This window comes from Mesorhizobium sp. P2_B11, assembly GCF_056404855.1.
On the sequence record NZ_JBFUDF010000001.1, the window covers coordinates 920,151 to 942,878 of the forward strand.

General features: G+C 64.5%; 23 protein-coding genes. 16 read left to right on the forward strand and 7 right to left on the reverse strand.

Annotated features, from left to right (window positions below; all coding sequences use genetic code 11):
• Positions 1–22 precede the first annotated feature (22 nt).
• The 6 genes from AC1DYJ_RS04185 to AC1DYJ_RS04210 are packed head-to-tail and all read left to right on the forward strand — an operon-like array spanning position 23 to position 5,961.
• Entirely contained in the window at positions 23–2,317 is a 2,295-nt protein-coding gene (locus AC1DYJ_RS04185; protein ID WP_477280143.1) for a bifunctional salicylyl-CoA 5-hydroxylase/oxidoreductase, read from the forward strand.
• On the forward strand, positions 2,314–3,087 hold the full coding sequence (locus AC1DYJ_RS04190) for an SDR family NAD(P)-dependent oxidoreductase (RefSeq protein WP_477280144.1): 774 nt from the start codon (positions 2,314–2,316) through the stop codon (positions 3,085–3,087). The genes AC1DYJ_RS04185 and AC1DYJ_RS04190 overlap by 4 nt, the downstream gene beginning before the upstream one ends.
• A complete protein-coding gene (locus AC1DYJ_RS04195) occupies positions 3,081–3,551 on the forward strand; it encodes a MarR family winged helix-turn-helix transcriptional regulator (protein ID WP_477280145.1) in 471 nt (156 codons plus the stop codon). Before AC1DYJ_RS04190 ends, AC1DYJ_RS04195 begins: the two co-directional genes overlap by 7 nt.
• Positions 3,548–4,360 carry an enoyl-CoA hydratase family protein gene (locus AC1DYJ_RS04200; RefSeq protein WP_477280146.1) on the forward strand — a complete coding sequence of 271 codons (813 nt, stop codon included), beginning with the start codon at positions 3,548–3,550 and terminating at the stop codon, positions 4,358–4,360. The genes AC1DYJ_RS04195 and AC1DYJ_RS04200 overlap by 4 nt, the downstream gene beginning before the upstream one ends.
• Positions 4,360–5,508, forward strand: coding sequence for an acyl-CoA dehydrogenase family protein (locus AC1DYJ_RS04205; protein ID WP_477280147.1), 1,149 nt, complete (start codon positions 4,360–4,362; stop codon positions 5,506–5,508). The genes AC1DYJ_RS04200 and AC1DYJ_RS04205 overlap by 1 nt, the downstream gene beginning before the upstream one ends.
• Positions 5,509–5,565: 57 nt before the next feature.
• Positions 5,566–5,961 carry a RidA family protein gene (locus tag AC1DYJ_RS04210; protein ID WP_477280148.1) on the forward strand — a complete coding sequence of 132 codons (396 nt, stop codon included), beginning with the start codon at positions 5,566–5,568 and terminating at the stop codon, positions 5,959–5,961.
• An 8-nt stretch (positions 5,962–5,969) separates the two neighbouring features.
• On the opposite strand, the gene AC1DYJ_RS04215 is transcribed toward AC1DYJ_RS04210, so the two are convergent.
• Positions 5,970–7,061 (reverse strand): LLM class flavin-dependent oxidoreductase, encoded by a 1,092-nt coding sequence (locus tag AC1DYJ_RS04215; protein ID WP_477425958.1) that lies wholly within the window; start codon positions 7,059–7,061, stop codon positions 5,970–5,972.
• 123 nt (positions 7,062–7,184) lie between these two features.
• Here AC1DYJ_RS04215 and AC1DYJ_RS04220 point away from each other — a divergent pair, with 123 nt between their 5' ends.
• The 5 genes from AC1DYJ_RS04220 (at position 7,185) to AC1DYJ_RS04240 (ending at position 12,372) form a co-directional block, all read left to right on the forward strand.
• Entirely contained in the window at positions 7,185–7,946 is a 762-nt protein-coding gene (locus tag AC1DYJ_RS04220; RefSeq protein WP_477280150.1) for an HpcH/HpaI aldolase family protein, read from the forward strand.
• A 183-nt stretch (positions 7,947–8,129) separates the two neighbouring features.
• On the forward strand, positions 8,130–9,329 hold the full coding sequence (locus AC1DYJ_RS04225; protein ID WP_477280151.1) for a pyridoxal phosphate-dependent aminotransferase: 1,200 nt from the start codon (positions 8,130–8,132) through the stop codon (positions 9,327–9,329).
• 91 nt (positions 9,330–9,420) lie between these two features.
• Positions 9,421–10,218, forward strand: a complete 798-nt coding sequence (locus AC1DYJ_RS04230; protein ID WP_477280152.1) for an ABC transporter substrate-binding protein — start codon at positions 9,421–9,423, stop codon at positions 10,216–10,218.
• A gap of 162 nt (positions 10,219–10,380) precedes the next feature.
• Positions 10,381–11,055, forward strand: coding sequence for an amino acid ABC transporter permease (locus AC1DYJ_RS04235; protein WP_477280153.1), 675 nt, complete (start codon positions 10,381–10,383; stop codon positions 11,053–11,055).
• A gap of 42 nt (positions 11,056–11,097) precedes the next feature.
• Positions 11,098–12,372, forward strand: coding sequence for a cysteine desulfurase-like protein (locus AC1DYJ_RS04240; protein ID WP_477280154.1), 1,275 nt, complete (start codon positions 11,098–11,100; stop codon positions 12,370–12,372).
• Positions 12,373–12,438: 66 nt separating this feature from the next.
• On the opposite strand, the gene AC1DYJ_RS04245 is transcribed toward AC1DYJ_RS04240, so the two are convergent.
• From AC1DYJ_RS04245 to AC1DYJ_RS04270, 6 genes are all read right to left on the reverse strand, one after another.
• Positions 12,439–14,400 (reverse strand): 3-hydroxyacyl-CoA dehydrogenase NAD-binding domain-containing protein, encoded by a 1,962-nt coding sequence (locus AC1DYJ_RS04245; protein WP_477280155.1) that lies wholly within the window; start codon positions 14,398–14,400, stop codon positions 12,439–12,441.
• Positions 14,401–14,785: 385 nt separating this feature from the next.
• Positions 14,786–16,090, reverse strand: coding sequence for an NAD(P)/FAD-dependent oxidoreductase (locus AC1DYJ_RS04250; protein WP_477280156.1), 1,305 nt, complete (start codon positions 16,088–16,090; stop codon positions 14,786–14,788).
• Complete coding sequence (locus tag AC1DYJ_RS04255) at positions 16,087–17,070, reverse strand: branched-chain amino acid ABC transporter permease (RefSeq protein ID WP_477280212.1); 984 nt, start codon at positions 17,068–17,070, stop codon at positions 16,087–16,089. Before AC1DYJ_RS04255 ends, AC1DYJ_RS04250 begins: the two co-directional genes overlap by 4 nt.
• Positions 17,067–17,975: a branched-chain amino acid ABC transporter permease gene (locus tag AC1DYJ_RS04260; protein ID WP_477280157.1), complete on the reverse strand. Its 909-nt coding sequence runs from the start codon at positions 17,973–17,975 to the stop codon at positions 17,067–17,069. Before AC1DYJ_RS04260 ends, AC1DYJ_RS04255 begins: the two co-directional genes overlap by 4 nt.
• A complete protein-coding gene (locus AC1DYJ_RS04265) occupies positions 17,972–18,721 on the reverse strand; it encodes an ABC transporter ATP-binding protein (RefSeq protein ID WP_477280158.1) in 750 nt (249 codons plus the stop codon). Before AC1DYJ_RS04265 ends, AC1DYJ_RS04260 begins: the two co-directional genes overlap by 4 nt.
• Positions 18,718–19,515 (reverse strand): ABC transporter ATP-binding protein, encoded by a 798-nt coding sequence (locus AC1DYJ_RS04270; protein ID WP_477280159.1) that lies wholly within the window; start codon positions 19,513–19,515, stop codon positions 18,718–18,720. The genes AC1DYJ_RS04265 and AC1DYJ_RS04270 overlap by 4 nt, the downstream gene beginning before the upstream one ends.
• A 139-nt stretch (positions 19,516–19,654) precedes the next feature.
• Between AC1DYJ_RS04270 and AC1DYJ_RS04275 the strand changes: the two genes are divergently transcribed.
• Genes AC1DYJ_RS04275 through AC1DYJ_RS04295 form a run of 5 tightly spaced genes read left to right on the forward strand, consistent with a single transcriptional unit; the run spans position 19,655 to position 22,699 of the window.
• Complete coding sequence (locus tag AC1DYJ_RS04275) at positions 19,655–20,377, forward strand: GntR family transcriptional regulator (protein WP_477280160.1); 723 nt, start codon at positions 19,655–19,657, stop codon at positions 20,375–20,377.
• A gap of 1 nt (position 20,378) precedes the next feature.
• Positions 20,379–20,867: a DUF3830 family protein gene (locus tag AC1DYJ_RS04280; RefSeq protein WP_477280161.1), complete on the forward strand. Its 489-nt coding sequence runs from the start codon at positions 20,379–20,381 to the stop codon at positions 20,865–20,867.
• Between the two features lies 1 nt (position 20,868).
• On the forward strand, positions 20,869–21,222 hold the full coding sequence (locus tag AC1DYJ_RS04285; protein WP_477280162.1) for a TIGR04076 family protein: 354 nt from the start codon (positions 20,869–20,871) through the stop codon (positions 21,220–21,222).
• On the forward strand, positions 21,219–22,274 hold the full coding sequence (locus AC1DYJ_RS04290) for an aldo/keto reductase (RefSeq protein WP_477280163.1): 1,056 nt from the start codon (positions 21,219–21,221) through the stop codon (positions 22,272–22,274). The genes AC1DYJ_RS04285 and AC1DYJ_RS04290 overlap by 4 nt, the downstream gene beginning before the upstream one ends.
• Positions 22,271–22,699, forward strand: coding sequence for a hypothetical protein (locus tag AC1DYJ_RS04295; RefSeq protein WP_477280164.1), 429 nt, complete (start codon positions 22,271–22,273; stop codon positions 22,697–22,699). Before AC1DYJ_RS04290 ends, AC1DYJ_RS04295 begins: the two co-directional genes overlap by 4 nt.
• The last annotated feature ends 29 nt before the right edge of the window (positions 22,700–22,728 follow it).

Sequence of the window (22,728 nt, forward strand, 5' to 3'; positions counted from 1 at the left end):
AAGCGAAGGGGAGATCGCACAGATGAAGGTTGCGGTTCTCGGCGGCGGACCAGCCGGCCTCTACTTTGCCATTTCGATGAAGCTGCGCGACGCCGCGCACGAGGTCACGGTGTTCGAGCGCAACCGCGCCGACGACACGTTCGGCTGGGGCGTCGTTCTGTCGGCCGAAACACTCGACAACCTTGCCAAGAACGACCCGGTCAGCGCCGTCTGGATCAAGAAGCATTTTGCCTATTGGGACGACATCGCCGTCATCCATGATGGCGTGCGCACAGTCTCGTCGGGCCATGGTTTCTGCGGCATCGGACGCAAGCGACTGCTGGTCCTGCTGCAGCGCCGGGCGCGCGAACTCGGCGTCAAGCTGATGTTCGAAACCGATATCGCCGACCCCCAGCCCTATATGGAGACGCATGACCTGGTCGTTGCCGCCGACGGGCTGAACTCAAGGGCGCGCACCGCTTTCGTCGATGTCTTCAAGCCCGACATCGACACCCGCAAATGCAAATTCGTCTGGCTCGGCACCAACCAGAAATTCGACGACGCCTTCACCTTCATCTTCGAGAAGACCGAGCATGGTTGGGTGTGGGCGCACGCCTATCAGTTCGACAGCGAGACCGCGACCTTCATCGTCGAGTGCAGCGAACAGACCTGGGCCGCGTTCGGCTTCGGCGCGATGTCGCAGCAGGAATCGATCGCGGTGTGCGAGCGCATCTTCGCCAGGCATCTCGGCGGCCATGCGCTGATGACCAATGCCAACCATATCCGTGGTTCAGCCTGGATCAATTTCCCGCGCGTGCTGTGCGAACGCTGGTCCTACAAGAACCTGGCGCTGATGGGCGACGCGGCGGCCTCGGCGCATTTCTCGATCGGCTCCGGCACCAAGCTCGCTTTGGAAAGTGCTGTGGCGCTGGCCGACTATGTCAAAACCGAACCCGACCTCGACGCCGCTTTCCGCAAATATGAGGATGCCCGCCGCACCGAGGTGCTGAAGCTGCAGTCGGCGGCGCGCAATTCGCTGGAGTGGTTCGAGGAGGTCGAGCGCTATCTCGGCCTCGATCCGGTGCAGTTCAACTATTCGCTGCTGACCCGCTCGCAGCGCATCAGCCACGAGAATTTGCGGATGCGCGATGCCGAATGGCTTGAAAGTGCCGAGGAATGGTTCCAGCGCCAGGCGGGGGCGGGCGGCAACAGGCAGCGACGGGCGCCGATGTTTGCGCCGTTCAAGCTGCGCGACATGCAGCTCACCAATCGCATCGTGGTTTCGCCGATGGCGCAGTACAAGGCCGTCGACGGCTGCCCGACCGACTGGCATTTCGCCCACTATGCCGAGCGCGCCAAGGGCGGCGCCGGGCTTGTCTACATCGAGATGACCTGCGTCAGTCCGGAAGGACGCATCACGCCCGGCTGTCCCGGCTTCTATGCGCCGGAGCATGAAGTCGCGTGGAAGCGGCTTGTCGACTTCGTCCACACCGAGACCGAGGCGAAAATCTGCGCCCAGATCGGCCATTCCGGCGCCAAGGGCTCAACCCGTGTCGGCTGGGAAGGCACCGACGTGCCGCTCGCCTCAGGCAACTGGCCGGTCATGGCCGCCTCGGCGATCGCATGGTCGCCGCAGAACCAGGTGCCGAAAGCGATGGACCGCGCCGACATGGATCTGGTGCGCGACCAGTTCGTGGCCTCCGCCGAGATGGCGGATCGCTGCGGCTTCGACATGCTGGAGATCCACGCCGCGCATGGCTATCTGCTGTCGTCCTTCATCACGCCGGTCACTAACCGGCGCACGGACGAGTATGGCGGTTCCCTCGCAAATCGCATGCGCTATCCCCTGGAAATCTTCCATGCGGTGCGCGCCGCCTGGCCGGCGCAAAAGCCGATCTCGGTGCGCATTTCGGCCAATGACTGGGTCGGCATCGAAGGTGTGACGCCGGCCGACGCGGTGGAGATCGCGCGCATGCTGCATGAAGCCGGCGTCGACATATGCGACGTCTCGGCGGGCCAGACCTCGATTGCCGCCAAGCCAGTCTATGGCCGCATGTTCCAGACCCCGTTCTCCGACCGCATCCGCAACGAGGTCGGCATGGCGACGATGGCGGTCGGCAACATCTACGAGCCGGACCATGTCAATTCGATCCTGATGGCCGGTCGCGCCGATCTGGTGGCGCTGGCGCGGCCGCATCTCGCCGATCCCTACTGGACGCTGCATGCGGCGGTCACGCTTGGCGACCGCGGCGTCAAATGGCCGGATCCCTATCTGCCGGGACGCGACCAGATCTACCGGCTGGCCGAGCGCGATGCAGCGGCGGGGCTGAAAGTATGATGACGGCTTCAGCGATTTCCGGCAAACATGCGCTGGTCACCGGCGGCGGTTCCGGCGTCGGCCGGGCCATCGCGCTCGCGCTGGCCGAGGCCGGCATCGCGGTGACCATATGCGGACGGCGCGAAGCCGAGCTTGCCAAGGTGGCCGGCGAGAATGGCCGCATCCACGCCATGTCAGCCGATGTCACCGACGAGGCGGCGATGACGGCGCTCTACGCACAAGCGGAGGCCGCGCGCGGCCCGTTCGACATCGTCGTCGCCAATGCCGGTATGGCCGGCAGCACGCCGGCGCACCGGACTTCGCTTGCCGACTGGAAGCGGACGCTCGACGTCAATCTGACCGGCGCCTTCCTGACGGTAAAGCCGGCGCTGGCCGGCATGGCCGCGCGCAAGGCGGGCCGGATCGTCTTCATCGCCTCCACCGCAGGCCTGAAAGGCTACGCCTATGTCGCGCCCTATGTGGCGGCCAAGCATGGCGTTGTCGGGCTGATGCGAGCGCTTGCGGCCGAGACGGCGAAATCCGGCGTCACCGTCAACGCCGTGTGTCCGGGTTTCGTCGAGACCGACATGTTGGAGGAATCTATCCAGCGCATTGTCGAAAAGACCGGCCGCTCGATTGACGAGGCGCGGGCGAGCCTGGCCTCGACCAACCCGCAAGGCCGCTTCATCCAGCCGCAGGAAGTCGCCGCGGCGGTGCTCTGGCTGTGCGGTGACGCGGCGGCGTCGATCACCGGACAGGCAATCTCGATCTCAGGAGGCGAAACATGGTAGCCGGCCCCTTGCCCGCGCCGTCGGGACCCGGCAAGGACCGCCTGCGTCTCTGGATCAGGCTGCTCCGCGCCTCGCGCACGATCGAGGCGGAGCTGCGCGAGCGGCTGAAGAAAGAATTCGATACGACGCTGCCGCGTTTCGACGTCATGGCCGCCCTTTACCGTGCACCGGAAGGCATGCTGATGAGCGATCTGTCGCGCTTCCTTTTGGTATCCAACGGCAATGTCACCGGCATTGTCGACCGGCTGGTTTCGGAAGGCTTGGTGGCGCGCGCCCGCCGCAATGGCGATCGCCGCACGTCGATGGTGCGGTTGACCGATGAGGGGTCCAAAACCTTTGCCGCAATGGCTGCGGCGCATGAGGGCTGGATCGGCGAATTGCTGGGCAAGGTCAGCGAGGAGGACGCGCGCCGGTTGACCGGCATGCTGACCTCGTTCCGCAGCAACTGGGAGGGACGCGAATGACTGCGATGGCCGGCCTCAAGCCAAAACACTTCCTCTGGGAGGTCGAAGGCAGGATCGCCAGGGTGCGGCTCGACCGGCCGGAGCGCAAGAATCCGCTGACCTTCGAAAGCTATGCGGAACTGCGCGATACGTTCCGCGATCTTGTCTATGCCGACGACGTCGACGCCGTTGTGTTCCTGTCCAATGGCGGCAATTTCTGCTCGGGCGGCGATGTCCACGACATTATCGGCCCGTTGATCAAGATGGATATGAAGGAATTGCTCGCCTTCACCCGCATGACCGGCGATTTCGTCAAGGCGATGCTCAACTGCGGCAAGCCGATCATCGCGGCCGTCGACGGTGTCGCGGTGGGCGCCGGCGCCATCATCGCCATGAGCGCCGATATCCGCATCGCCACGCCGGAGGCCAAGACCGCCTTCCTGTTCACCCGCGTCGGCCTCGCAGGCTGCGACATGGGCGCCTGCGCGATCCTGCCGCGCATCATCGGCCAGGGCCGCGCCGCCGAACTGCTCTACACCGGCCGCACGATGACGGCGGCTGAAGGCGAGCGCTGGGGTTTCTACAACAGGCTGGTCGATGCGGCGGCGCTCGAAGCCGACGCGCTCGAGATGGCGGCGCGCATCGTCTCCGGCCCGACCTTCGCGCATGGCATCACCAAGACGCAGCTCAACCAGGAATGGTCAATGGGCCTCGACCAGGCGATCGAAGCGGAAGCGCAGGCGCAGGCGATCTGCATGCAGACACGTGACTTCGAGCGCGCCTACAAGGCCTTCGTGGCCAAGGAAAAACCGGTGTTCGAGGGCAATTGATGGCTGACAAGAGTTTTCTCAACTGGCCGTTCTTCGAAGATCGCCACCGCGAATGGGCCGAAAGGCTGGAAGCATGGTGCGCGAAAAACCTTCCCGTCGATCACCATGACGTCGATGCCGCTTGCCGCGAGCTGGTGGCCGGGCTTGGCCGCGACGGCTGGCTGAAGCCGACGGCGCTCGATACGGACAATCCCGGACCGCTCGATGTGCGCACTTTGTGCATCACGCGTGAGACGCTGGCGCGCCATGACGGCTTGGCTGACTTCGCCTTCGCCATGCAGGGCCTCGGCACCGGCGCGCTCAGCCTGTTCGGCACGCCCGACCAGCAGCAATGGCTGACGAAGACCAGGGCCGGCAAGGCGATCTCGGCCTTCGCACTGTCGGAACCGCGCTCCGGCTCGGATGTCGCCAACACCGAAATGACGGCGAGCCGCGATGGCGACTTCTATACCCTCGACGGTGAAAAAACCTGGATTTCCAATGGCGGCATCGCCGATCTCTACGTCGTCTTTGCCCGCACCGGTGAGGCGCCGGGCGCCAAGGGGCTTTCCGCCTTTCTCGTGCCTGCCGACACCAAGGGGATTGGCATCGCCGAGCGCCTTGAAGTGATCGCGCCGCATCCGCTGGCGCGGCTTTCCTTCGACCGGGTCCGGGTGCCGGCTTCGGCGTTGATCGGAAGACCCGGCGACGGCTTCCGCATCGCCATGTCGGTGCTCGACGTGTTCCGCTCGACGGTCGGCGCGGCGGCACTCGGCTTTGCCCGGCGTGCGCTCGATGAAAGCATCCGCCGAGTGGCCGAGCGCAAACTGTTTGGCGCGCCGATGGCAGAGCTGCAGATGGTGCAAGGCCATGTCGCCGACATGGCGCTCGATGTGGACGCCGCGGCGCTGCTGGTTTACCGCGCCGCCTGGACCAAGGACATGGGCGCCGCGCGCGTCACCCGCGAGGCGGCGATGGCCAAGCTGTTTGCCACCGACAAGGCGCAAGAGGTCATCGACAAGGCCGTGCAACTGCATGGCGGCGACGGCGTTCGCAAGGGTCATATCGTCGAGAGCCTCTATCGCGAAATTCGCGCGCTGCGCATTTATGAGGGCGCTTCCGATGTGCAGAAAGTGGTGATCGCACGACAGGTGATGGGCGCGGCCTGACGGCGAGACATATTTGATTTTGAGAATTAGCTTTTAGGAATACCGGGGAGACTTGAGATGCACGAGATCCTGCAGCCGGAAGGCTGGGCGAAACCGGTCGGCTACGCCAACGGCATTGCTGCGCGCGGCAGGCTCGTCTTCGTCGGCGGACAGGTCGGCTGGAACGGGCAGTGCCAGTTCGAGACCGACGATTTCGCCGGCCAGGTGCGGCAGACGCTGCAAAACATCGTCGCCGTGCTGGCAGAGGCCGGCGGCGAGCCTCGGCACATCACCGCGATGACCTGGTATTTCACCGACAAGGCCGAATATCTCGGCAACCTCAAGGGGATCGGCGAGGCCTATCGCGAGGTGATCGGCCGGCATTTTCCGGCGATGGCCGCCATGCAGGTGGTGGCGCTGGTCGAGGACCGCGCCAAGGTCGAGATCCAGGCAACCGCCGTCATCCCGGAATAGACGGTCCGCTATATCCTAAGTCCCGCCTGCTTCAGCAGCGGCAACACATGGTCGCAGAAATAGGGCAGTTCCTGCGTGTAGTTGACGAAGGACAGCGCGATGCCCTGGTAGCCATGCCCGGCTATTTCCGCCATATCGGCAGCAATCGTTTCTGGAGTGCCTATCAACGGATAAGTACCGGCGCCGCCGGCGAAACGCTGCCGGTAGCGGTCATAGGCATGCGGGTCATGCGACTGCGAGAACTCCTTCTTGCCGGCCATATGGGCATCGACGGCGTCGTGATCGGCCAGATCGACGGCATATCTGTTGTAATAGGCCTGCGCCTCTTCCATCGTTGGACGGCAGACGGCATGCGCCACCGTGTAGACGCCGACATTGCGGCCAACCTTGTCGGCCCGCTCGCTGATGTCGGCGACATGCTTGCCGGCGTCACCCATCTCGGAAAAGGTGGTGAACAGATAATCGCATCGGGCGGCGGCGAAATCGCGGCCCGGACCACCGAAAGCGGCGTTCATGGTCACCGGGCGCGGCACCTGCAGGCTCGCCGGCCGGCTGACCGCTTCCTTCAGGCGATAATAGATGCCTTCGTAATCGAGTGGCTCGCTCGATGCGTAAAGCCGCTCCAGAACTTCGATCCATTCCGCAGCCTGCTCATAGCCCTTTTCGACCAGCGGTGTGCCGAACATGCCGAATTCCTTCGGGTTCCAGCCGCAGACGATGTTCAGGCCGGCGCGGCCCTGGCTGATATGGTCGACCGTTGCCAGCGCCTTGGCGGCGTAAAGCGGATGCACCAGCGGCACATGCACCGTCATGAACAGGCCGATCTGGTCGGTTGCGGCGGCGAGAGCTGCCGCCCAGGTGAAGGTCTCGAACGACCACTCGCGCACCTTGTTGCGGCCGCCAAAGCCACGCCAGCGCGCGATCGGCAGGATGAACTCCAGCCCGGCACGGTCGGCGATCTGCGCCGCCGTCAGATTGTCCGGCCAGCTTGCCGTCCAGCGTTCCGGCACATCGGTGATGGCCAGACCGCCATCGGCATTGGTCGAGAAGACGCCGAGCTTCAGTTTGTTCGGGCCGTGCAGCGGATGGGTTTTGATCATGATGGGAACTCGTGGCGGGAGACCCACACGCTAGGCCCACGTGAAAATATTTCAAGCCTGAAAGAGCTTCGCTCGGCCGTGGTTTGCGGATATGGATTTGCAGATCATCGAAAGGGGATGGAGATGAGCGAGTTCCGTCAGAAGTGCATCGGCAAGACCAGTCTCGTCGGTTCTTTCGCCGCCATTCCGCATCCCGTCGCGGTCGAGGTGATGGCGCTCGCCGGCCTCGACTTCCTCTGCATCGACTGGGAACATGCCCAGATCGCGCGCGACACGATCGAGGCCATGGTGCGCGCGGCCGACGTGCACCGCGTGCCGGCGATGGTGCGCGTTCCCGGCCACGCGCCGGAAGCCATCCAGGCGGCGCTCGACAGCGGCGCGCAAGGCGTTTTGGTGCCGCGCGTCTCGACCGCCGCGCAGGCAGCGATGGCGGTCAAGTTCTCGCGCTATCCACCGCTGGGCGAGCGCGGTGTCGGGCCTGGCCGCGCGGCCGGCTACGGCTACCGCATTCCCGAATATTTGGCCGCCGCCAATGACAGGATCGTCGTCGCGGTCCAGGTCGAGACATCGGAAGGGCTCGCCAACATCGAGGCGATCGCTGCCGTCGACGGGGTCGATGTTATCTTCGTCGGCCCCGGCGATCTCTCCGTGTCGATCGATGCGATCGGGGCGAAAGGCGCGGACAAGCTCAACGCGGCGATCGAGACAATCATTCGCGTGACGATCGCACACGACAAGGCCTCCGGCATATTTTGCGCCAGCCCGCAGGCTGTCGGCCGATGGGCAGCCATCGGCGCGAGTTTCTTCATGCTGGCCAGCGACACGATGTTTCTTGGTGCAGGTGCGGCGGCCAACTTTGCCGCAGCGCGCGACGAATTGGCATGAGACGGACGCAGTCAGGAAAAAAGGGCGTATCGGCGGAGCAACAGCCGGGCCAAACTTTTTAAGCTTAAAACTTTTTCCTTGAAAAGCGCCGCACTTTGGATAGCATCCAAAGTCGATAGAGACTGCCGTGCCGGAGGGGCTTGCCGGGCAGTCATAGTGCTCCGGGTGGGAGGGGTTCAGTCCTTGTCGTTCATACTGCCCCAGTCATCGTCCAGCGCGCGCTACGCTTTCGACGGCGTGCGCGCACAGATCCGTGACCTCCACACCGAAAACATCGCCAACCTTGCCGTGCGCGCCCGCGAACTGGGCGATGTCATCGCGCTCTGGTACGGCGAAGGCGACATGGTGACGCCGGCTTTCATCCGCGACGCGGCGAAGGCCGCCTTCGACGAGGGCCAGACGTTCTACGTCCCGAACATGCGCGGTCATGGGCCATTGAACGAAGCGCTGTCGGACTACCAGACGCGCATTCATGGCCGCTCGATCCCGATCGCGCGCACCACCGTCACGCCGGGCGGCATGCAGGCTTTGTACCTGGCGCTGGAGCTGCTGGTCGATACCGGCACCAACGTCGTCTATGTCGCGCCGCAATGGCCCAACATCCACAACGCCATCCATCTGATCGGCGGCGAGCCGAGGCCGTTTTCGCTCGACTTCAAGGGAGACTGGAAGCTCGATCTCGACCGGTTGTTCGCAACCTGCGACGCGCGCACCCGCGCGATCTTCCTGTCGACACCGTCCAACCCGACCGGCTGGACCGCGTCGCGCGAGGAGATGCAGGCGCTGCTCGACTTCAGCCGGCGCACCGGCATCTGGATCATTTCCGACGAGGTGTATGGCCGGCTCTATTTCGACGGTGATGTTGCCCCTTCCATCCTGCAGATTGCCGAGGATGGCGACCGGGTGTTGTCGGTCAACAGCTTTTCGAAAGCGTGGGCGATGACCGGCTGGCGCATCGGCTGGCTGACGCATCCCTCGGGTGTGGCCGACCAGCTTGGCGCCATGACGCAGTATATCAACAGCGGCACTGCCGCGCCGATCCAGGCCGGCGCTGTCGCCGCCATCCGCCAGGGCGAGCCCCTGGTCGAGGAGATCAGGCAGCGGATCAAGACCGGCCTCGATCTCGCCTATGACAGGCTGGGCCAGATTCCCGGCATCATCCTGCCGACGAAACCGCGCGGCGGCATGTATGCCTTCTTTGCCATGGACGGCGAAAGCGACGCCCGGCAGGCCTGCGCCAGGATATTGGAGACGGCGCGCGTCGGGCTGGCGCCCGGCCACCTCTTTGGACATTCGGCAACCGCCTTCCTGCGCATGTGCGTGTGCCGGGACCGCAACCAGATCGCGACCGCGCTCGAGCGCATGGTCGCCGCCATGAATTGACGCCCCGCTGGGAGGTGGGACGGCAACAAACCGTGCGGGAAAATCCCCGCCCGATCAACAACCAGAGGGAACACCCCGGAGGGAAACACCTATGAAGCTTAACCGTCGCAATCTCATCCTTTTCGCCGCAGCCATCGGCATCGCTGCAGGACCTGCAACCGCTTACGCCGCAGACGTGCTCAATGTCGGCGCCTACCCGACCAATCCGCCCTTCGAATACAAGAACGAGAGCGGTACCTTCGAAGGCTTTGAGGTCGACATCGTCAACGAGGCGGCCAAGCGCGTCGGCATGACCACCGAGATTGCCGATCTCGGCTTCCAGGCGCTGTTTGCGGCTGTCAGCTCCAAGCGCATCGATGTCGCGATCTCCTCGATCACCATCACGCCGGAGCGGCTGAAGACGCTGTCGTTCACGCAGCCCTATTATGATTCCGATATGGGCATTGCGACGAAAACCGACAGCGCGATCAACACCGAGGCAGACCTCAAGGGCAAGATCGTTGGCGTGCTGTCAGGCTCGACCGGCGAGACCTGGGTCAAGGCGCATCAGGAAGCAGACGGCTACAGCGACGTGAAGGGTTATGACACCCAGCAGAACCTGTTGCTCGACCTCAGCGCCGGCCGCGTCGACGCAGCCGTCAGCGACATTCCCGGCATGGAATACTCCTTCACCAAAATGAAGGACCTGAAGGTCAAGGAGCGCATCAAGACCGGCGAACAGTACGGGCTGATGATGAGCAAGGATCACCCGCTGCTCGGCAAGCTGAACGACGCGCTGAGCGCGATGAAGAAGGACGGCACGCTGGCCGCGATCCACAAGAAGTGGTTCGGCAGCGACGCGCCGGCCGACTCCTCGACGGTCAAGGAATTGCCGCTGCCCAAGGGCTGAACGGCCGCCGACAAACAAGCACGTGCCGGCTTGAAGGCCGGCACGTCTCGTTTCCATTCATGATCCTTCCCGGGAGCCACAGGTCAGCGCGGCAAAGCGCCTTCGATGCTTCCGGGCCCTTCTCCAGCGTCACGTGACGCATCAACGGTCGGGAATGCTCTGATGTCGCTGATCGACACTTTCTTCAATCCCGATGTCATCATGTCCAGCCTGCCGGCGCTGCTGCGCGGCTTCCTGAACACACTGCTGCTTGGTATTTTGAGCATCGGCATCGGCATTCCGATCGGCTTGGGGATAAGCCTGTTGCGGCTCTACGCGCCGAAGCCGCTGCGCTGGCTGGCGGTCGGCTACACCGACATCTTCCGCGCCCTGCCGGTGCTGGTGGTGCTGATCCTGATCTACTATGCGCTGCCCTTCCTCGGCATACGCCTGTCGTCCTGGGCGTCGGCGGTTACGGCGTTCGCCATCATCATGTCGGCCTATTCGGCCGAAGTGTTCCGCTCCGGCATAGAAAGCATCCCGCGCGGCCAGTTCGAGGCATCGCAGGCGCTCGGCCTGCCGTTCCTTTTGACCTTGCGCAAGGTGGTGCTGCCGCAGGCGATCCGTGTGGTCATCCCGCCGATGACCAGCAATTGCGTCTCGATGTTCAAGGACACGTCGTTGGCGTCCACCGTGGCGCTGCCGGAACTGTTGAAGGAAGCGACCAACGCGCAGTCGCTATACGCCAATCCCTCGCCGCTGATCGGCGCCGCGCTCGTCTATCTCATCTTCCTCTGGCCGATGGTCCGCCTCGTCAGTCTGCTTGAAGCCCGCTTCAAGGACGAGAAGGCTCGCTGAGCTTCGAACCGATCCCCAACTCCCCGTAGGAGCATACCCCCCTTGAACAAGCATCAGACCGACACCACGAACGCCGCCGCGTTCCCCGTTGAAAAAATCCGCGCCATGTTTCCTGCCTTGCAGCGTGCCGGCGATTTCATCTTCCTGGACAACGCCGCCGGCGCGCAGATCCCGCAGAGCGTGCTCGACGCGGTGACCAACCATCTGGTTTCGCACAATGTGCAGCGCGGCGGCCGCTATGGTCGCTCCGTCACGGTCGACCAATCGGTCGCCGATGCCCGGACAAGCGTGGCGCTGCTGATCAACGCCTACAGTCCGTCCGAAATCTGCTTCGGCATGAACGCCACCTCATTCATCCGCCTGGTCAGTCTCGGCATCGGCCAGATGCTTTCGGAACGCGACGAGATCGTCATCACTGATATGGACCATGACGCCAACATCGCGACGTGGCTGGCGCTGGAATCCGCCGGCGCCAAGTTCAAATGGTGGCGCATGCGCGAGGACGGCAATCTGCATGTCGACGACCTCAAGCCGCTGGTATCCGATCGCACTCGCCTTGTCGCCTGTACGGTGACGGCGCATTCGATCGGCTCGATCGTCGATGTCGCCTCGGTCGCCGGGATCGCGCATGCCGCCGGCGCCGAAGTGTTCCTCGATTGCGTGCATTACGGACCGCACGGGCTGATCGACGTGCAGGCCTGGGACTGCGACTATCTCGTCTGCTCCGGCTACAAGAATTTCTCGCCGCATATGGGCTTTCTGTGGGGCCGCTTCGAAACACTGAAGCGGCTGCCGACCTTCCGCGAGGATTTCATCCCCGACGAGCCGCCCTACAAGGTCGAGGCCGGCACCTTCATCTACGAGAACGTCTCGGGCATGGATGCGGCCGTGCAGTATCTGGAACTGATCGGCCGCAATCTGGCGCCGTCCAACAACCGCTCGCGGCGCGAAAACATCGTTGCCGGCATGGGCGCCATTCGTGACTATGAAGTGCTCCTGGCGCGCGAGATGCTGGCCGTGCTGAAGGTGTGCGGCGCCACCATATACGGCGTGGCCGAAGAGGCCCGCATCCATGAGCGCGTGCCGACCTTCTGCTTCAACATCGGCAAGCTGTCGCCGCAGCGGATCGTCGAGGAAATGGCCGAGATGCAGATCGGCATCCGCGACGGCCACATGTACGCGCCGCGGCTGATGAAGCGCCTCAACCTGTCGATGGACAGCGGCGCCATCCGCGCCTCGCTGGTGCATTACAACACGGTCGACGAAATCAGGCGTTTCGGCGAGGCGCTGCGCGCCGTCATCGCCAGGCTGTCTTAGTCTTCTGTTTGGAGCATGATCTTCTCCTAAAACCGGTGCCCACTTTTGGGGACCATGCTCTAATGCTCAGACATCTCCGGCGTGGAACATCGGCCCACCCTTGTGGGCCGGGAAGCCGTAGCCGTTGATCATCACCAGATCGATGTCGGAGGCACGCGCGGCGATGCTTTCGGCGAGCAACGCCTTGCCTTCGACGGCCATTGCCGCCAGCAGGCGCGTGACGATCTCGTCGGCCGAAAAGCGGTGCGGCACGATGCCCTTGGCCGCTCGTGCGGCCTCGATCATCGCCGTCACCTGCGGGTCGCTCCTGCGCTCGCCGTTCGAATAGTCGTACCAGCCGCGCCCGGTCTTGCGGCCGAAGCGGCCGGCCTCGCATAGACGATCGGCGATCTCGACATAGCGCGCGCCGGGATCACGCGTGGCCGCCTGCCGCTTGCGCCGCGCCCAGGCTATCTCCAGTCCAGCCATGTCGTTGACGGCGAAGATCCCCATCGGGAAGCCCCAGGCCTCCAGCGCGGCATCCACCTCTTCCGGTGTCGCGCCATCCTCGACCATGAACTCCGCTTCGCGGCGATAGGCCGAATAGATGCGGTTGCCGATGAAACCCTCGGTCACGCCGCTCACGACGGGCAGCTTGCCGAGCTTTCGGACGAAGGCGATCGCCGAGGCGAGCACGTCGGGCGCGGTCGCCGCGCAATCCACCACTTCGGTGAGCCGCATGACGTTGGCCGGCGAGAAGAAATGCAGGCCGAGGATGCGCTCGGGCCGGGCGGTTGCCGAGGCGATCTCGTCGGGGTTCAGGTAGCTGGTGTTGGTCGCCAAGATGGCGTCGGGGCGCACGATGCGGTCGAGCTTGCGGAAGAGCTCGGTTTTTACGGTGAGATCGTCGAATACGGCCTCGATGACCAGATCGGCCTGAGCCAGCTTACTGGCGTCACTGACCGCTTCAAACCGGCCTAGCGCATCCCTACGTGCATCATCGGTGAGACGACCGGATTGGACCGACTTGTCGAGAAGACCGGCGATACGCTCATATCCTTTGGCCGCGGCCTCTTCGGTCTGCTCGACACCGATCACGCGATAGCCCGCATTCAAGGCCGAGACAGCGATGCCTGCACCCATCAGGCCGGTCCCGACGATGCCGACGGTCTCGACCGTGCGAGGCGCAACACCCTCCAGCCTGTCGACTTTGCTGGCTTGCCGCTCGGCAAAGAAGACGTGGCGCAACGCTGCCGCCTCGCGGGAATCCCGCAGGCGCAGGAAGGTGGCGCGTTCGTCCGCGAGGCCGTCCTTCAGTCTGGCCGTGGACGCCGCCTGGACCAGTCTCACGGCTTCCGCAGGCGCGATCTGTCCACGGCTGCGGGAAAGCACCTTCTTTGCAGCGGCCGTGTCGGCCCCAGGTTGCGAGCGCGGCACGGAAAGCGCCCCCGTGCGCCGCAGAGGCTGGTCGACAAGACGGCGAGCGGCCTCGAGCGCGCCTTTGGAGAGATCGTCGGCAATGGCATCGATCAGGCCGAGAGCGAGGGCCTCATCGGCCTTCGCGACGCGACCCGTGCCGATCAGGTCGATTGCGGCGACCGTGCCGACGAGGCGGGGCAAGCGTTGGGTTCCGCCGGCCCCGGGCACGATGCCGAGCTTGACCTCGGGCAGGCCGAAGCTGGCCGCCTTGCCGGCGACGCGGTAATGGCAGGCCAGCGCAATCTCGCAGCCGCCACCGAGCGCCGCGCCGCCGACTGCCGCGACGACCGGTTTGGCAAAACTCTCGATCGCTTCGACGACCCCAGGCAGTGTGGGCTCGATAGCAGGCTTGCCGAATTCCTTGATATCGGCGCCACCGACAAAAGTGCGCCCAGCGCCGGTGAGCACCACGGCAGAAACGTCATCCGACCTCGCGCGTTCAAGCGCAGCCATCAGTCCGCCCCTGACATGGAAGGAGAGCGCATTGACCGGCGGATTTTCGATGGTGACGATGAGAACGCCATCGACGATGTTGCCAATGACACTCTCGGAAAATCGCTCAGTGCTCATGGAGTTTCATTCCGCAACCGCGGCATCTCGCTCTTCCTGCTCTCCAGCCAAATGCCGCGATGTGCCGGTTCGAGCGAATGCCGCGCAGCGATGGATTCTTCAAAAACTTCAAGCTTAAAATAATTGGAATTCAAAAAACTGCAAGCCTGCATCCTTAGGTTTGAACGGCGTTGCCGCAAAACCACAAACGACCGAGATTGACCGGGATGATGGACCGCGTGCGATCTCTCATGAGCACGCTTCCTGCACTCTGTTCTGTTCCACGATCTGACCCGGTTCGATGGCAACTTGCTCACCTTAAGCCGTCAATGCGGCGCCCGGAGACTACAAGCACGACAGAAATTCCTAGCCCCGTACCCGGGCTCAGGCGTATAGCGGCGTCAGCCTAGCCAGCCTTGTCCAGCCGGTCGCGCAGCATGCTCCAGGGGAGCAGCATATTCGGCGCGTAGCGGACCACGCCGTGGAACGGGATCGGCGACGGCGGAGCGAAAGGAAGCGGCAAATCCCGGGCGTGGGTTCCGCTTGCCCAGTCCGCCAGCACCTTGCCCATCGCGGTGGTCATGGCGATGCCGCGGCCATTGCAGGCGAAACCGGCGATGAGGTCCGGCCCGAGGTTGACCAGGCGCGGCAGGAAATCCGGCTCGACCGCCGCCACGCCCGTCCAACTGTAGGCAAGCGCTGGCAAGTCGGGCAGGTCGAGATGCTTGGCGAGCCGCCGCCAGACCGTTTGCGGCACACGCGCATCTGCGCCGGCACCGACAATGTGCATGCCGCCGCTGATCAGCCTGTTCTGGGCGTCGAAGCGGCAGGTGAAGAGGTTTCGCCTGGTATCGCCGATGCCTTGCCCGCCGGGCAGCAGGCGTGCGCGTATGCCTTGCGGCAGCGGCGCGGTGGCGATCTGAAAAACCTTCAGCGGGACATAGGTCCGCTGCAATATCGGCTGCAGCGCTCCGCCATAGGCATTGGTGGCGACCAGCACCTTCGCGGCGCGCACCGACGCCGAGGCGGTCGTCAGGGTCCACCCATTCGGAGCGCGGTCGATGGATGTGACGCGCGTCTGCTCGAAGATACGCGTGCCGGCTCTCTCCGAGGCGTCAGCCAGACCACGCGCATATTCGACCGGATTGAGGACGCCGCCCGAATTGTCCATCCAGCCGCCGGCATAGCCGCCGATACCGGTGAGCGCCGTAACTGCCTTGGCGTCGAGTGTGACAGTCGGCCTGCCGCGCGCCGCCCATTGCTCGGCGCGCGACCTGGTCTTTCCGAAAGCAGCAGGCGTATGCGCCGGCTGGATCCAGCCGTTCTGCAGCGCGTCGCATTCGATGCCGTGGTGCTTGATGAGGCCGAAGACGAGGTCGGCGCTGCCGGCGGCGAAATCGACCAGCCGCTCGCCGCGCTCCGGTCCGAGCTCGGCGATGATGTCGTTGGGGTCCCGCTTGGCGAAATTCGGCACGACGAGGCCGGCATTCCTGCCGGTCGCACCCCAGGCGATGGTTTCGGCTTCGAGCACGGCGACCGAAAGGCCCTTCTCGGCGGCGTGTAGCGCGGTCGAAAGACCAGTGAAGCCGCCGCCGACAATGGCGAGGTCGACGTCAAGCCCGGTTTCCAGCGCCGGCCGTTCGCGGCGATTGCGACCGATGGCGTGCCAGAGCGAGACGCCGTCCATCTGTTGCCTGACCACGGCATTCATGATCCGGCGCCGCTCTCGCCCGCCACCGCCTTCGCCTGTTTGTCGAAGCGCCGCCGCAGCGGCCTGTCGCCGAACAGGCCGTTCGGCCGGACCAAAAGGATGACGCACAGCATCACGCCGATGGCGACGATCTGCAGCGCAGCAGCACGGGCCTGCTGTTCTGGCGGGAACAGCACGCTGGTCAGCGTGCCTGACCCCGCCCATATCGCCCAGACCAGGATGCTGCCGACGACGGCGCCGAGATTGCTGCCCGAGCCGCCGACGATCAGCATCACCCAGACCTGGAAGGTTAGGATCGGCAGATAATTGTCCGGCGCGATGAAACCGGTGAAATGCGCCTGCAGCGCGCCGGCCAGCGCCATGATGGCGCCGCCGACGGCAAAGGCCTGGACGCGGTAGAAGCGCGCGCTCTTGCCGAGTGAGATCGCCGCCCGCTCGTCCTCGCGCAGCGCCTTCAGCACCCGGCCCCAAGGGCTGCGCGACAGGTGCTCGAGCGCGAAGTAGACGATCAGCGTCACCGCTGAGACGACGGCGAGGTTGGACAGGTTGAACAGCAGCGGCGTCTCGGCAAGGCTGCCGAAGGGGCGCGGGATGAAGCCGATGCCGAACGGCCCGCCGGTCAGCTTCTGCGCATTGAGCGCGACCAGTTGCACGACGACAGCCACGCCGAAGGTGGTGATGGCCAGATAATCCGATCTGAGGCGCAGCGTGGCGATGCCGGTGATGGCGGCGGCGACGCCGCCAACCAGCATGGCGCCGAGCCAACCGACCAGGATCGGCAGGCCCAAGCCGCCCAGCCGCGCGGCATCATCGGGCGTGGTCAGCAGCGCCGAGGTATAGGCGCCGATGGCGACGAAGCCGGCAAGGCCGACATTGAACAGCCCGGTCAGCCCCCATTGCAGATTAAGCCCCAGCGTGACCAGCGAGAAAATCAGCGCGGTGGTCAGGAAGAAGGCGCCGTAGCCGAGCAGATCCATCAGCGTTCCCTCACTCCAAAGAGACCGACCGGCCGCACGAACAGCACCGCCATCAGGATGATGAAGGAGACTGCCGCTCGCCATTCGGCGCCGATCAACTGCACTGCGCCGGCTTCAGCCAGGCCGATGATCAGGCCGCCGAGAACAGCGCCCGGCACGCTGCCGATGCCGCCGAGGATGGCGGCGGCAAACATCGGCAGTAGCATGTCGAAACCCATGAAAGGGCGGATCTGGATGAGAATGCCGATCATGACGCCGGCGACACAGGCGAGCGCGCCGCCAATGAGCCAGGTGACGCGCACCACCCTGGCAACGTCGATGCCGACAATGCGGGCCAGCGCCGCATTCTGGCTCAGCGCCTGCATCGAGCGGCCGGTCTGCGTGCGTGTCATCAAAAGATGCACGCCAAGCACCAGCACGGCGGTCAGCAGCAGCAGGGCGATTTGATCGGGAGTGATGCGAATGCCGAAACCGACCGGCATGGCGATCTGGATGGCGCGGCTGAAATAGGTCGGCCGTGAGGTGAAGGTGAATTCGAGCAGGCTTCTGAGCGCCATCGAGGCGCCGAAGCTCGCCATCACCACGATGATCGCCTGGCCCTTGGCGCGCAGCCGCGCGAACAGCACAAAGTCGAGCAGCAGCGCCAGCAGGCCGGTCAGCGCCATGCCGACGATGAGCGCGACGATCAGCGGCCAGCCGAAGGAGAGTGGAGCGATCGGCGCCACCTTGCCGACCGTCGCGCCGATGGCGCTGACGACAGCCAGCGTCGCATAGGTGCCCCAGGCCATGAAGTCGCCATGGGCGAAGTTCGAAAAGCGCAGGATCGAATAGGTCAACGTCACGCCGATGGCGCCGAGGCCGATCATCGAACCTGTCAAAAGTCCGTCGATGACAAATTGCAGGTTCATGCCGCGCTCCCTTTTTCGGAGGCCTGTCGGCGCTGGCCGAGATAGAGTTCGGCAACGACCGGATCGTTCCACAGCTGCGAGGCGACGCCCTCGTGCCGGTCCTTGCCTTCGACCAGCACATAGGCGCGGTCGCCGATGGCGAGCGCTGCCTTGGCGTTCTGCTCGACCAGAAGGATGGTGACGCCGGACTTGCGGATGGTGGCCAGCATCTCGAACACCATCGACACGAATTTCGGCGACAGGCCGGCCGACGGCTCGTCGAGCACCAGCACCTTGGGATGGACGATCAATGCCCGCGCCACCGCCAGCATCTGCCGCTGGCCGCCCGAGAGATAGCCGGCCGCCGTGCGGCGCTGACGCGCCAGGTCGGGGAAGGTCGCGTACATTTCCTCGATGCGGGCAGGGGCCTCGCGCCGTTCGAGGATGCCGCAGGCGACCTTCAGATTGTCCTCCACCGACATCAGCGTGAAGACGTTTTCGGTCTGCGGCACGAAGGCGAGGCCAAGGCGAACCATGGTGTGCGCCGGTGCTGTGGTAATGTCCTTGCCGTCGAGCAGCACGCTGCCCCTGGTGATCGGCACCAGGCCGGCGACGGCCTTGATCAGGCTCGATTTGCCGGCGCCGTTCGGCCCGAGCACGACGACGATCTCGCCCTTGTTGACGGTGATCGAGGCGCCGCGCACGATCGGCACGCCGGGCTCGTAGCCGGCCTCGAGGTCGCGGACGTCAAGCACGATCTCGCTCATGTCGCGCCTCCGAGATAGGCCTCGATGACGCGCGGGTCGCGGGCGACCTCGTCCGCCGTGCCTTCGCTGAGCAACTGCCCGCTCGCCATGACCAGGACGCGATGGCAGAGCCGCGTCACCATGTCGATGTTGTGCTCGATCAGCAGAAAGGTGATGCCGCGCGCATTGATGTCGCGGATGCGGTCGATGATGACTTCCAGCAGCGTCGCGTTGACGCCGGCCGCCGGTTCGTCGAGCAGGATGATCGCGGGGTCGGCCATCATGACGCGGGCAAGTTCGAGCAGCTTGCGCTGGCCGCCGGACAGCACGCGCGCCGGCTCATGCGCCAGATGGGTAAGTGCGACCAGCTCGAGCAGCTCCAAGGCCTTTTTCTCGCCGGCCCTTTCTTCAGCGGCGACCCGCCGCGGCGTCAGGAAATTGGCGAGCAGCTTCTCGCCAGCCTGGCCCTGCGCAGCCAGCATGACGTTTTCGACCAGCGTCAGATTGGGCAACGGCCGGGGAATCTGGAAGGTGCGGCCGAGGCCGCGGCCGATACGGCGGTGCGCGGCTTCGCCCGAGACCAGGGTGCCGTTGAGAAAGATCTCGCCGCTGGAAGGCAGGATGCTGCCGGCGAGCAGATCGAACATCGTCGTCTTGCCGGCGCCATTCGGGCCGATGAGGCCAAGGATTTCGCCCGGCCGGACCTCGAACGAGACATCGTTGACCGCAACGAGGCCACCAAAGCGCCTGACAACGTTCTTCGCCGCCAGAACCGGTGCGCCGGTCTCGTCCTGTCGTGCCGTTGTCTCGCTCATGCACCCCTCTGGCCGAGCGGTCGTTGCCGCTTTCTGATTTTTTTTGATTTGTGATCACACTTGCTTTGATCACGCTAATCGGCTTTAATTTTCTCCGCAAGCCGAAAACGGGCCAAAGCGGGCCAAGACCGGGAATGTCATGCAAAAGGCTGCCATCGAGCGAAACAATGAGGCGATCGCAGCCCAGCTGACTCCGGTCGGCCGCGAGACCGTGCAGGATCGCGTCTATTCGGAATTGCGTCGCGCCTTGATCGGCGGCCTGTTCGAGCCAAGCCAGGTGCTGACCATACGCGGGCTCGCCGATGCGCTGGTCACCTCGACTATGCCGGTGCGCGAGGCGCTTGGACGGCTGATCACCGAACAGGCGCTGGAGGCGCTGCCCAACCGTTCCGTGCGCGTGCCGCCGATCACGCTGGAGCGGATCGACGATCTGCTGCGCGCCCGCTCCCTCATCGAAGGCGAAGCGATCGCGCTCGCCGCAACGCGCATGGGCCCACGCCAGATCGCCAGGATCGAAACCATGCTCGGTGAGTGGGACGAGATGCGGGCGCTGAAGCACAAGAAGGATATCGACCGCGAGGCGACGCTCAACCAGAGTTTTCATTTCGAAATCTACCGCTGCTGCGGGTCGGCCGTCTTGATCCCGATGATCGAAAGCCTTTGGCTGCAATCGGGACCCTGCATTCGCGTCGCCATCTACGCCTTCTCCGAGGCCGGCGAGGTCGACACTGCCCACTATCACCGCCGCATCGTTGGAGCGCTTGCCAAGCAGGATGCGCAAGCGGCGCGCGAGGCGCTGGTGGCTGACATCAGTCGGCCCTTTGCCTTTCTGCGCGACAAGCTTCAATCGGCGAAGGACTGACATGAGCAAGCCCGCCATCAGGATCACAGAACCACGCTCGAAGCTTTCGGTGACTGCGCTGCTGTTGCCGGAGAAGGCTCCCGAAAACGCCACCTTCCTGCTGGCGTATCTGGCGCAGCCACGCATCGTCCCGGGTATCCATGCGATGTGGACCGGCCCGGAGATTTCCTGCCCGGTTCCATCGGCACAGCTCGAGGGGGAGGCCTATGCCAGGCCCTTGCCGGCAGAGAATGCAACGCTGACGCCGCAGCCCGGTGACATCGTGCTCGCCTATGTGCCGCCGCGCACGTGGGGCGGCAATCCGAACGCGATCTTCGACATCGGCCTGTATTACGGGCCGGGCGCGCGCCTGTTGTTTCCGATCGGCTGGCTCGCTGGCAGCGTTGTCGCCCAGGTGCGTCCGGACGAGCGCGACCAGTTCGCGGCCGCTTGCGGAATCATCCGCCGCAACGGCGCCTGCGACGTCACCTTCAGCCTGGTGGAGGCCTGACATGGCCGACGACAGTTTCGAACTCTTCGATCTGCGTGTCGAGGCGGTCATCCCCGAGGGCAAGCCGATCTATTGCGGCGCCAGGGACGGCGATTATTTCGAGCTCAAGGGCGAGATGCTGTCGCTGCCGGCGGGCCAGGGCTTTTCGATCTATTCGATCGCGGCCGTGTTGCCGCTGCTTGCGGCCAAGCAGCGCCCGACGCACGCCAATGACTGGATGACCTCGGACGCCGAGATCGCCTGTCCCGATCCCAATTGCGCCAGCCGGCTCAGGATCGTCAGGACCGGCAAACGGCGGTTCAGCCATGCAGAAACCACCGCGGTGCCGCTGCCGAAGGAGACTGACAAGCGATGAGCGTCAAAACCTTCGAACTCAGCCCGGGCTACACGATATCGCGCGTCATCCGCGGCGGCTGGCAGCTCGCCGGTGGCCATGGCGCCATCGACCGCAGCCAGGCTGTGACCGACCTGATCGCCACTTTCGATGCCGGCATCTGGACCTATGACTGCGCCGATATCTACACCGGCGTCGAGGAGTTGATCGGCGCCGCGCGCCTTAGGCTTGCCAGCGAGCGCGGTCTCGATGTCGCGGCTAGGATGAAGGTACACACCAAGCTGGTGCCCGACCTCGAACGTCTCGCCAGCATCAGCCGCGACTACATCAGGGGCATCGTCGACCAGTCGCTTCGCAGGCTGAAGACCGAGCGGATCGATCTCGTGCAGTTTCACTGGTGGGATTATGACCAGCCTCGCTACGTCGATGCGATGGGCTGGCTCGACGAGCTTCGGCTGGAAGGCAAGGTGCGCAATCTCGGCACCACCAATTTCGATACGCCGCGTCTGGCCGAAATCCTCGCCGCAGGCATTCCGCTGGTCAGCCAGCAGCTGCAATATTCCGTGCTCGACCAGCGGCCGGCAAACAGCCTGGCCGGCCTCGCCGCGAAGAACGGTGTCAGCTTCCTCTGCTACGGCTCGGTGGCCGGCGGCTTCCTCAGCGACAAATGGCTCGGCGCGGCCGAACCCGCCACGCCGCTCGAAAACCGCTCGCTGGTCAAATACAAGCTGATCATCGACGATTTCGGCGGCTGGGATCTCTTCCAGCAATTGCTCAGGGCGCTGAAGACGGTCGGCGACCGCCACGGCGTCGACATCGCCACCATCGCCAGCGCCTGGGTGCTCGAGCAGCCGCAAGTGGCGGCCGTCATCGTCGGCGCCCGCAACCAGGCGCATGCGCTGGCCAATGCGAAAATCATGGACGTCGCGCTCGACGCCGACGACCGGGCGCGGATCGCGGCCGTCATCGCACAAAGCGGTGGCCCCTTGGGCGACGTCTACACGCTGGAGCGCGACCGGCACGGTCGCCACGGTTCGATCATGCACTACAATCTGAATGCAGGCCGGATATGAGCACGCAGTCTTCCCTGTTTTCCCGCGCCAGCGCCGAAATCGTCGACCTCCATCGCTTCTTCGTCGACTGGTTCGTCGAGGCGCGTGCCGACAAAGTGGACTTCAGCCGCTTCGAAACTGTCATGGGTGAGGGCCTCACCATGGTCGCGCCGAGCGGTCATATCCTCGATCGCGACGCTGTCGTCGGTCATGTCCGGGACAGCCGCGCTACTTGCGACGACGGCTTTGCTATCGAGATCGACGACATCCGGCCCGGCTGGCAGACCGCCGACACCATCGTCGTCCTCTACGTCGAAGCCCAGCTGCGTGGCGGCAAGCATAGCCGCCGCCAGTCGAGTGCCGTCTTCACCACCAGTTCATCGGCGCCCAACGGCGTCCAATGGCGGCATCTGCATGAAACCTGGCTGCAGGCGCCGGAAGGCTGAACAGGCAAAGTTTTGAGTGAGAAAAGGGG

Bases quoted from the DNA above. Each gene is read 5' to 3' on its own strand.
- AC1DYJ_RS04185 (WP_477280143.1), top strand. From the start codon at position 23: ATGAAGGTTGCGGTTCTCGGCGGCGGACCAGCCGGCCTCTACTTTGCC.
- AC1DYJ_RS04190 (WP_477280144.1), top strand. From the start codon at position 2,314: ATGATGACGGCTTCAGCGATTTCCGGCAAACATGCGCTGGTCACCGGC.
- AC1DYJ_RS04195 (WP_477280145.1), top strand. From the start codon at position 3,081: ATGGTAGCCGGCCCCTTGCCCGCGCCGTCGGGACCCGGCAAGGACCGC.
- AC1DYJ_RS04200 (WP_477280146.1), top strand. From the start codon at position 3,548: ATGACTGCGATGGCCGGCCTCAAGCCAAAACACTTCCTCTGGGAGGTC.
- AC1DYJ_RS04205 (WP_477280147.1), top strand. From the start codon at position 4,360: ATGGCTGACAAGAGTTTTCTCAACTGGCCGTTCTTCGAAGATCGCCAC.
- AC1DYJ_RS04210 (WP_477280148.1), top strand. From the start codon at position 5,566: ATGCACGAGATCCTGCAGCCGGAAGGCTGGGCGAAACCGGTCGGCTAC.
- AC1DYJ_RS04215 (WP_477425958.1), bottom strand. From the start codon at position 7,061: ATGATCAAAACCCATCCGCTGCACGGCCCGAACAAACTGAAGCTCGGC.
- AC1DYJ_RS04220 (WP_477280150.1), top strand. From the start codon at position 7,185: ATGAGCGAGTTCCGTCAGAAGTGCATCGGCAAGACCAGTCTCGTCGGT.
- AC1DYJ_RS04230 (WP_477280152.1), top strand. From the start codon at position 9,421: ATGAAGCTTAACCGTCGCAATCTCATCCTTTTCGCCGCAGCCATCGGC.
- AC1DYJ_RS04235 (WP_477280153.1), top strand. From the start codon at position 10,381: ATGTCGCTGATCGACACTTTCTTCAATCCCGATGTCATCATGTCCAGC.
- AC1DYJ_RS04245 (WP_477280155.1), bottom strand. From the start codon at position 14,400: ATGAGCACTGAGCGATTTTCCGAGAGTGTCATTGGCAACATCGTCGAT.
- AC1DYJ_RS04250 (WP_477280156.1), bottom strand. From the start codon at position 16,090: ATGAATGCCGTGGTCAGGCAACAGATGGACGGCGTCTCGCTCTGGCAC.
- AC1DYJ_RS04260 (WP_477280157.1), bottom strand. From the start codon at position 17,975: ATGAACCTGCAATTTGTCATCGACGGACTTTTGACAGGTTCGATGATC.
- AC1DYJ_RS04265 (WP_477280158.1), bottom strand. From the start codon at position 18,721: ATGAGCGAGATCGTGCTTGACGTCCGCGACCTCGAGGCCGGCTACGAG.
- AC1DYJ_RS04270 (WP_477280159.1), bottom strand. From the start codon at position 19,515: ATGAGCGAGACAACGGCACGACAGGACGAGACCGGCGCACCGGTTCTG.
- AC1DYJ_RS04275 (WP_477280160.1), top strand. From the start codon at position 19,655: ATGCAAAAGGCTGCCATCGAGCGAAACAATGAGGCGATCGCAGCCCAG.
- AC1DYJ_RS04280 (WP_477280161.1), top strand. From the start codon at position 20,379: ATGAGCAAGCCCGCCATCAGGATCACAGAACCACGCTCGAAGCTTTCG.
- AC1DYJ_RS04285 (WP_477280162.1), top strand. From the start codon at position 20,869: ATGGCCGACGACAGTTTCGAACTCTTCGATCTGCGTGTCGAGGCGGTC.
- AC1DYJ_RS04290 (WP_477280163.1), top strand. From the start codon at position 21,219: ATGAGCGTCAAAACCTTCGAACTCAGCCCGGGCTACACGATATCGCGC.
- AC1DYJ_RS04295 (WP_477280164.1), top strand. From the start codon at position 22,271: ATGAGCACGCAGTCTTCCCTGTTTTCCCGCGCCAGCGCCGAAATCGTC.